The sequence below is a fragment of the Bradyrhizobium sp. P2_E8 genome (assembly GCF_056403875.1).
On the sequence record NZ_JBFUES010001232.1, the window covers coordinates 1 to 1,924 of the forward strand.

Consider the following 1,924-nt stretch of genomic DNA (forward strand, 5'->3'; position numbering starts at 1 on the left):
CGTCGCTGGTCGCCAGCACGGTGTCGAGATCGGTGAACGTGACGCCCGGATAGCTCTTCGGCGAGCGGTTCCAGGCGATCACCTTCATGCCGCTGCCCGTGGCGATGCGCGCAACCTCCGCTGCGATGCCGCCGAAGCCGATGAGGCCGAGCGTCTTGCCGGTGAGCTGCATGCCGTCTTCGCGCAGCCAGTTGCCGACGCGCATCTCGCGATCCATCATCGCGATGACGCGGGCCGAGGCCCACATCAGCGCGATCGCGGATTCAGCCACGGCGGTGTCGCCATAGCCCTTGATCAGGTGCACGGAGATGCCGAGCTCGGCAAGCTCTTCCGGGTTCATGTAGCTGCGCGCGCCGGTGCCGAGGAACACGACGTGCTTCAGGCCCGCGCATTTCCTCGCGACGTCGGTCGGCAGCGCGGTGTGGTCGACGATCGCGATCTCGGCGCCGCCGAGGATTTCCGGGTATTGCTCGGGCTTGATGTCAGGGTCCCTGTTGATCCGCACCTTGGGATCGCCGGGCCGCTCCAGCCGCTCCATGATCACGGCGAGGGCTTCGTTGGCGTCGACGAAAACTCCGCGCATGGCTCTCTCCGGTCAGGACGCGACGCCGGCGATCGCCAGCACGGTGTGCATCAGCACATTGGTGCCCGCGGCGCAGTCGGGCTGCGTGGCGTCTTCCAGCTCGTTGTGGCTGATGCCGTCCTTGCAAGGCACGAACACCATCGCCGCCGGCATCACGGTGTTGAGATTGCAGGCGTCGTGACCGGCGCCGGAGGTGATGCGGCGAGAGGAATAGCCGAGCGTCTTGGCCGCGTTCTCGACCGCCGCGATCAGCTTGGGATCGAAATGCGTCGGCGGCTTGCGCCAGACCAGGTCGATCTTGACCTCGACCTTGCGGCGCGCTGCGATCTCGGCAATCGCGGCGCGCAGGTCGCGATCGAGCGCGTCCATGATCGCCCCATCGGCGCTGCGGCAATCCATGGTGAAGGCGATCTCGCCGGGTATGACGTTGCGCGAGGGGTTGGCGATCACGGCCTCGCCGATGGTGCCGACCGCGTTCGGCCCGTGCTTCTTGGCGATCGCCTCCATCGCCAGCACGATCTCGGAGAGCGTGGCCAGCGCATCGCGCCGCAGCGGCATCGGGGTCGATCCTGCATGGCTCTCGAAGCCGGAAATCTTGCCGTCATACCACAGCACGCCCTGGCCGGAATCGACGACGCCGATGGTCTTGCCCTCGGCCTCCAAAATCGGGCCCTGCTCGATGTGCAGCTCGACGAAGCAGCCGAGCTTCTGGAAGCCGACCGGCTTGTCGCCGCGATAGCCGATGCCGTCGAGCGCCTGGCCGACGGTGGTGCCGTCGATGTCCTTGCGCGACAGAATGTCGTCGGTGGTGAAGTCGCCGACATAGGCCGCGGAGGCCATCATTGCGGGTGCGAAGCGCGAGCCTTCCTCGTTGGTCCAGTTGACCACGCAGATGGGCGCTTCGGTCTCGATGCCGGCGTCGTTCAGCGTGCGGATCACTTCCAGTGCGCCGAGCGTTCCCAGGATGCCGTCATATTTGCCACCGGTCGGCTGGGTGTCGAGATGCGAGCCGATGCCGACAGGCAGCTTCGACATGTCGCGTCCCTTGCGCAGGCCGAACTGTGAGCCGAGCGCATCGACATGAACCTCGAGGCCGGCGTCCTCGCAGGCCTTGCGGAACCAGTCGCGCACCTGCTTGTCTTCGCTACTCAGCGTCAGCCGCCGCACGCCGCCCTTGGCCGTCCCGCCGAATTGCGCGGTCTCGTGGATGGAGCCCCAGAGGCGGGCAGAATCGATTTGCAAATTGGTGGCGGCTCGGCTCATGCGGTCAGTCCATTCGTAATCTRTCATTCCGGGGCGATGCGAAGCATCGAACCCGGAATCTCGAGATTCCGGGTCTGG

2 protein-coding genes are annotated in these 1,924 nt (G+C 66.1%); both read right to left on the minus strand.

Going from position 1 to position 1,924, the window contains the following annotated elements; genetic code table 11:
• Positions 1 to 583: NAD(P)-dependent oxidoreductase (locus AC1D00_RS39000; protein WP_477014341.1), on the minus strand; the 583-nt coding region annotated here is incomplete at its 3' end.
• Between the two features lie 12 nt (positions 584 to 595).
• Positions 596 to 1,846: an allantoate amidohydrolase gene (locus tag AC1D00_RS39005; protein ID WP_477014342.1), complete on the minus strand. Its 1,251-nt coding sequence runs from the start codon at positions 1,844 to 1,846 to the stop codon at positions 596 to 598.
• Positions 1,847 to 1,924 lie beyond the last annotated feature (78 nt).

Bases quoted from the DNA above. Each gene is read 5' to 3' on its own strand.
- AC1D00_RS39005 (WP_477014342.1), bottom strand. From the start codon at position 1,846: ATGAGCCGAGCCGCCACCAATTTGCAAATCGATTCTGCCCGCCTCTGG.